Source organism: Pseudomonas sp. KB_15, assembly GCF_052114525.1.
Taxonomy (GTDB): domain Bacteria; phylum Pseudomonadota; class Gammaproteobacteria; order Pseudomonadales; family Pseudomonadaceae; genus Aquipseudomonas.
The window spans coordinates 1-423 of sequence record NZ_JBFREX010000249.1 but is presented as its reverse complement, the minus strand read 5'-3'; the positions used below and the strand labels follow the sequence as shown (position 1 = coordinate 423).

General features: G+C 64.5%; 1 pseudogene. It reads right to left on the bottom strand.

The features are described 5' to 3' along the window. Positions 1-423 (bottom strand): annotated as a pseudogene (locus AB4Z35_RS30720) (ISNCY family transposase); the annotation flags it as partial.

The following is a 423-nucleotide window of genomic DNA, read 5'->3' as shown; positions in this document are numbered from 1 at the left end:
GCGCGTAGGCGTTGGCGGCTTCCATGCTGGAAATCTCCCGCAGCCGCAATTCCTTGACCAACCGGTCCTGCAGCGTGCCGTTCATTCGCTCGACGCGGCCCTTGGCCTGGCTCGTGTTGGCGCACAGGATGTCGATGTTCAGCTCGAAGAGGGCGCGCCCGAACTGCGTATAGCCGCGGCCTTCGGCATTCTCCTGTCGGTTGACGCGGAAGACGCCAGCCTTGTCGGAATAGAACGCCATCGGCTTGCCGTGCCGTTCGATATAGGCCCGGGTGGCGGCAAAGTAGGCTGGCGTCGATTCGGTCGGCACGAACAGCAGCTGCATCAGCCGGCCGGTGGCGTCGTCGACGTAGACCAGCAGCGTGCACGCCGCCGCCCGGTCCTCGAACCAGTGATGATCGCTGCCATCGATCTGCACCAGCT